The organism is Inquilinus limosus MP06, assembly GCF_000767795.1.
Lineage (GTDB): Bacteria > Pseudomonadota > Alphaproteobacteria > DSM-16000 > Inquilinaceae > Inquilinus > Inquilinus limosus_E.
In genome coordinates this window covers 1-4,710 of the sequence record NZ_JANX01000506.1, presented here as the reverse complement: position 1 = coordinate 4,710, position 4,710 = coordinate 1, and the positions used below count along the sequence as shown (strand labels likewise).

General features: G+C 73.6%; 6 protein-coding genes. 1 reads left to right on the top strand and 5 read right to left on the bottom strand.

The window, feature by feature from the left end; genetic code table 11:
* The 3 genes from P409_RS27095 to P409_RS27090 form a co-directional block, all read right to left on the bottom strand.
* Positions 1-670, bottom strand: a 670-nt coding sequence (locus P409_RS27095) for a DNA translocase FtsK 4TM domain-containing protein (RefSeq protein ID WP_193366528.1), incomplete at its 3' end; no start/stop codon positions are given.
* Positions 667-1,053 carry a hypothetical protein gene (locus P409_RS41430; protein ID WP_343285528.1) on the bottom strand — a complete coding sequence of 129 codons (387 nt, stop codon included), beginning with the start codon at positions 1,051-1,053 and terminating at the stop codon, positions 667-669. The genes P409_RS41430 and P409_RS27095, both read right to left, overlap by 4 nt.
* Positions 972-1,859, bottom strand: a complete 888-nt coding sequence (locus P409_RS27090) for an aminotransferase class I/II-fold pyridoxal phosphate-dependent enzyme (RefSeq protein ID WP_343285527.1) — start codon at positions 1,857-1,859, stop codon at positions 972-974. Before P409_RS27090 ends, P409_RS41430 begins: the two co-directional genes overlap by 82 nt.
* A 544-nt stretch (positions 1,860-2,403) precedes the next feature.
* Between P409_RS27090 and P409_RS27085 the strand changes: the two genes are divergently transcribed.
* A complete protein-coding gene (locus tag P409_RS27085; protein ID WP_034845722.1) occupies positions 2,404-3,630 on the top strand; it encodes a UbiH/UbiF/VisC/COQ6 family ubiquinone biosynthesis hydroxylase in 1,227 nt (408 codons plus the stop codon).
* A 3-nt stretch (positions 3,631-3,633) separates the two neighbouring features.
* Here the strand turns inward: P409_RS27085 and thpR are convergent, their stop codons facing one another.
* Both thpR and P409_RS27075 read right to left on the bottom strand, forming a co-directional pair.
* Positions 3,634-4,182 carry an RNA 2',3'-cyclic phosphodiesterase gene (gene thpR, locus P409_RS27080; RefSeq protein WP_034845718.1) on the bottom strand — a complete coding sequence of 183 codons (549 nt, stop codon included), beginning with the start codon at positions 4,180-4,182 and terminating at the stop codon, positions 3,634-3,636.
* Positions 4,183-4,195: 13 nt separating this feature from the next.
* The coding region (locus P409_RS27075) for a helix-turn-helix domain-containing protein (protein WP_034845717.1) at positions 4,196-4,710 on the bottom strand (515 nt) is incomplete at its 5' end.

Genomic DNA, 4,710 nt, shown 5'->3' with positions numbered 1-4,710 from the left:
GGACGCGCCGGCGCGGGCGCCGGCCCCGGTGACGGAGCCGACGCGGTGCCATTCGGTCGAGGACAGGCCCAGCGCGACCAGCACCAGCAGCAGGCCGACGGCGCCGGTGGCCAGCGCCAGCCAGAAGGTGGCGACCGGCCCCGCGGACATGATGACGGTGTCGGAGATGCGCCGCAGGATCATCGACCCGACGGCGCCGCCCAGCGAGCCGCGCTCGGCCCAGCCCCTCGATCGCCGGCAGCGGCGACAGGCCGGCGGCCAGGAACAGCACGCCGAACAGCATGCTGGTGACGCGCCACCACACCCGGTCCAGCGGCTGGTGCCGCATCAGCCGCCAGGCCCAGAACAGCGGCAGCACGGCCAGCAGGAAGGCGCCGATGCCGAGCGTCTGGATCAGCAGGTCGGCAACATGCGCGCCGGGGCGGCCCAGCAGGTTGGCGGCGGGGCCGGCCTTGGCGGTGTTCCAGGACGGGTCGGTCGGGTCGTAGCTGACCAGCGCGACCAGCAGGCCGCAGCCGAACACGGCGATGCCGAAGCCGCTCAGCTCCCGCACCCGGTTGCGCAGGAACTCCTGCACCACCGGCGGAAGGAAGGAGCGCTTGCCGGCGGCGCCGCGGCCGGAGCTGCGCGTCACCGCCGTTCGACGGGAGGAGGTTCCGGCCATCGTCATTCTGCCGCCTCGGCTAGGATCTCGCCGATCCGGGTCAGGGCGCGCCCGACCGTCTCGGTGTCGTGGACCACGGCGACGCGCAGCCAGCGCCGGCCGATCTCCGGCCGGTCCAGGCGCGTGATGTAGCCGCCGGGCAGGGTGCGGATCGCGGCCTCGGCCCACAGCCGGCGGGCCGCGGCCTCGCCGTCGCCGACATCGAGCCACAGGAAGAAGCCGCCCTCCGGCCGGCGGAAGCCGAAGCGCCCGCCCAAAGCCGCCTCGGCGGCGTCGAACTTGGTCCGGTACAGCGCCCGGTTCTCGATCACATGCGCGTCGTCGGCCCACAGCGCGGCGGAGGCGGCCTGGATCGGCAGCGGCATGCCGGCGGCGGAATGGCTGCGCAGCCGCAGGAAGGCGGCGACCAGCGCCGGGTCGCCGGCGACGAAGCCGCTGCGCAGCCCCGCGCGTTCGACCGCTTCGACAGCGAATGGAACACCAGCAGGTTGTCCAGCGACCCGCCGTCGCGTCCGGCCGCGACCTCCAGCACGCCCGCCGGCGGGTCGCGGTCATAGATCTCGGCATAGCACTCGTCGGCCGCCAGGATGAAGCCATGCGTCCGGGCCAGGGTGATGGCGCGGTCGAGATAGGCCCGGCTGGCGACGGCGCCCTGCGGGTTGGTCGGGTTGCACAGATACAGCAGCTTCAGCCGCGCCAGCAGCGGCGCGTCGGCCTCCAGCGCGTCGAGGTCGGGCAGGAAGCCGGTGGCCGGCCCGGCCGGCAAGAACACCGGCTCGGCCCCGGCCATCACCGCGGCACCCTCATAGGGGGCGTAGAACGGGTCGGGCAGGGCGATGGCCGGCACCTGGTTGGCGCCGGGGCGGTGGTCGACCGCCAGCTCGGCCACCAGGAACAGCGCCTCGCGGGTGCCGGACAGCGGCAGGATATGGGCCGGGTCGACCAGTCCTTCCGGCAGGCGGAAGCGGCGCTGCAGCCAGCCGGCGCAGGCCTCGCGGAAGGCCGGGGTGCCGCCGACCGGCGGGTAGCGGTTCCAACTGCCGGCGTTGGCGGCCAGAACCTCGGCCAGGAAGGCCGGCGGCTGGTGCTGCGGCTCGCCGACCGACATGGCCAGCGGCGTCACCCCCTCCGGCGGCGTGACGCCGGACAACAGCGTCGCCAGACGCGCGAACGGATAGTCCGCGAGCCGTTCCAATGCCTCGTTGAGTCGGCCGCCCCGCATGCTCTCCTGCAACACCCTCTTCCGCGGCGGGCCGGCTGTAGCCGGCCTCTCTCCTCGCTTCCGGCGGCCGGTGCCGCCGCGAAACAGCTCTTAGATTCCAATCACTTTATCCGGTCTTCTGACCTCTCCTGTCAAATCCGGCGTCGCTGATCGGCCAAGGCGGCGCGCTTTTCCGGCCACGGTGTGGCCGGGCCGGCACGGTTCGGGAACGCCCGGACGAATCACGAACGAATCGGGATCGGCGAGCGACGCGATGTTGCCTGGGGCGCTGCCCGGGTCAGGAGCCGAACGGGATCGACAGCGACATCAGGCTGCCGGCCCCGCCGGACGAGCCCCAGGTCCCGCCGGCAGCGACTCCGACGCCCCGCCGCTCGGAGCATCCGGCGGCCAGAACCAGGACGGACAGGAGAAGAATCCGGACCATGGCGAAAGCCTACCACGAAACGGCGGGCGGACACCCGCCGATGTGACACGCCGCCACTGGACAGCGCGGCACCGCGCTCCGATGCTGCGCGCCATGAACGACAGCACTACCTTGCGCACCCAGGTCGTGGTGGTCGGCGGTGGCCTGGCCGGCGCAACCATGGCGGCGGCCCTCGGTCAGGCCGGCATCGATACCGTGATCCTGGACCAGGAGCCGGCGGCCGCCCGCACCCTGCCGACCTTCGACGGCCGCACCACGGCGCTGTCCTACGGGTCGCGCCGGATCGTCGCCTCGGCCGGGCTGTGGGACCCGGTGGCGAACCAGGCCGAGCCGATCCTCGACATCCGCATCGCCGACGGCCGCGCCCCGGTGTTCCTGCATTTCGACCATCAGGAGATGGCCGGGGAATCGGGCAGCGCCCCGTTCGGCCACATCGTCGAGAACCGGCTGCTGCGGCTGGCGCAGTTCGAGCGGCTGGAGGCCCTGCCGGCGGTGCGCCATGTCGCCCCGGCCAAGGTGGTGGCGGTGGAGACGGGCACCGGCCACGCCGCCGTGACCCTGGCCGACGGCCGGGTGGTGCGGGCCGAGCTGGTGATCGGCGCCGACGGCCGCGGCTCCTTCACCCGGCAGCAGCTGGGCATCCCGGCGCGCAGCTTCGCCTACCGGCAGAAGGCGGTGGTCTGCGTCATGGCGCATGCCGAGCCGCATGAGGGCGTGGCGGTCGAGCATTTCCTGCCGGCCGGCCCCTTCGCGGTGCTGCCGATGACGGACGACGAGGAGGGCAACCACCGCTCCTCGATCGTCTGGACCGAGCATCCGGACACCGCCGACGACCTGGTGCACCGGCCGGCCGCGGCCTTCGACGCGGCGCTGCAGGCCACGGTCGGCGACTGGCTGGGACCGGTGCGCACCCTGGGCAAGCGCTTCGCCTATCCGCTCGGCGTCGTCCACGCCCGGCGCTACGGCGCCCGGCGGGCGGCGCTGATCGGCGAGGCGGCGCACGGCATCCACCCGATCGCCGGCCAGGGCCTCAATCTCGGCCTGCGCGACATCGCGGTGCTGACGGAACTCCTGGTCGAACGCAGCCGCCTCGGTCTCGACCTCGGGGATCCCTCGCTGCTGCAGCGCTATGAGCGGCTGCGGCGGCCGGACAATGTGGCGATGATCCTGGCGACTGACGGGCTGAACCGGCTGTTCTCGACCGACCTGGCGCCGGTGCAGCTGGCCCGCGACCTCGGCCTTGCCGCGGTCGGCCGGCTGCCGCCGGTGAAGCGCTTCTTCATGCGCCAGGCGATGGGGCTGGGCGCGCGGGCGCGGTGACCCCTACCCGTTCGGCGGCGCCAGCGGGTAGCTCTCCAGGATCTCGTAGACCGCGCCCTCGCGGCCGACATGGCTCTGGTACAAATGGAAGGCGTCGACCGGAAAGGGCTCGGCCCGGAATGGCGCATGCTCCAGCAGCCAGCGCTCGACCCGCTCGGCCGGGGCCTGGCGCAGCCGGGCCAGGGTGACGTGCGGGGCGTAGCTGCGGTCGTCCGGCGGCTGGCCGGCGGCCACCAGGGCGCGGTCGACCTTGGCGTGCAGGAAGGTCAGCGCCGGCTCCGCCACCACCCCGGCCCACAGGGTCGAGGCGGCGCGCCTGGTGCCGAACTGGCCGACCCCGTCCAGCGCCAGGCTGAAGCCGGGCGCGGCCAGCGCATGCAGCGCCTCGTCGATCTCCTCCGCCTCCAGCGTGTCGACCTCGCCGATGAAGCGCAGGGTCAGGTGGAAATCGGCCGGGTTGGTCCAGCGCGCCCCGGGCACGCCGCCCTGCAGCAACGACAGGCGGGGCCGCAGCGCGGCGGGAATGGCGATGGCGACGAACAATCTGAGCATGGCGATCCTCGGCTCAACCGAGGGCAAAGCCGGCGCGATATCGCGCGGGGCTGGTGGCGAGGCGGCGACGGAAATGGTGGCGCAGCGTGTCGGCCGAGCCGAAGCCGCATTCGGTGGCGATGCGCTCGACCGGCAGGTCGGTGGTCTCCAAGAGGTCGCGGGCCAGGGCCAGCCGCTCGCCGACCAGCCATTCCGCCGGGGTGGTGCCGGTGGCCTCGCGGAAGCGGCGCAGGAAGGTGCGCAGGCTCATCCCGGCCTCGCCGGCCAGCCGTTCCAGCGGCAGGTCCTCGGCCAGGTGCCGGCGGGCCCAGTCGAACAGCGTGGCCAGGCGCGGCCGCTCCTCGACCTGCACCGGCCGGTCGACATACTGGGCCTGGCCGCCCTCGCGATGCGGCGGCACCACCAGGCGCCGCGCCACCTGGTTGGCGATGCGCGCGCCCCAGTCACGCCGCACGATGTGCAGGCACAGGTCCAACCCGGCGGCGCTGCCGGCCGAGGTCAGCACCTGGCCCTCGTCGACATACAGCA

What these genes read in the sequence shown, in the direction of transcription:
- P409_RS27085 (WP_034845722.1), top strand. Translation starts at nt 2,404, where the DNA reads ATGAACGACAGCACTACCTTGCGCACCCAGGTCGTGGTGGTCGGCGGT.
- thpR (WP_034845718.1), bottom strand. Translation starts at nt 4,182, where the DNA reads ATGCTCAGATTGTTCGTCGCCATCGCCATTCCCGCCGCGCTGCGGCCC.